Source organism: Pseudoalteromonas sp. NBT06-2, from assembly GCF_002276045.1.
Lineage (GTDB): Bacteria > Pseudomonadota > Gammaproteobacteria > Enterobacterales > Alteromonadaceae > Pseudoalteromonas.
Window position 1 is genome coordinate 1 of sequence record NZ_NQMR01000339.1, and the last position, 408, is coordinate 408.

The 408-nt window shown below is 30.1% G+C and carries 1 protein-coding gene; it reads right to left on the reverse strand.

Annotated elements, in window-relative coordinates:
- A partial coding sequence (locus CJF42_RS25920; protein ID WP_141235697.1) for a hypothetical protein occupies positions 1-387 on the reverse strand: 387 nt, incomplete at its 3' end.
- Positions 388-408 lie beyond the last annotated feature (21 nt).

Here is a 408-nt window from a genome sequence, read left to right on the forward strand (position 1 = left end):
CTGTATTTCACCATTTATAATGATTTGTGGTTCAATGAGTCGTGTACTCTTTTCAACCAATAAATAGGCTCCTTTGGAAGTTAAAACATAACTTTTATCTTTATAAGCTGATATTGATAATACACGACCATTTATTGCATGGTGATGAGTTGTCTTTTTTGAATCAAAATCAAATGAATACAATTTACCATCAGACTTCATCAATAGCTGCGAAACATTAAATGCTAGTTCAGTTGCATATACATCAGTTATTTGTTTTGCACTTTGTGTCGTTAAATTTAATTGCCATACACCTTTTTCACTATATGCAATATACAGAGTATTTTCTTTTGAATTAAAGACTAAATCCTTACTCCAAGCATTAGGTAGCTCAGTTATATCCGACAATTTTAAATAATGATTACCATC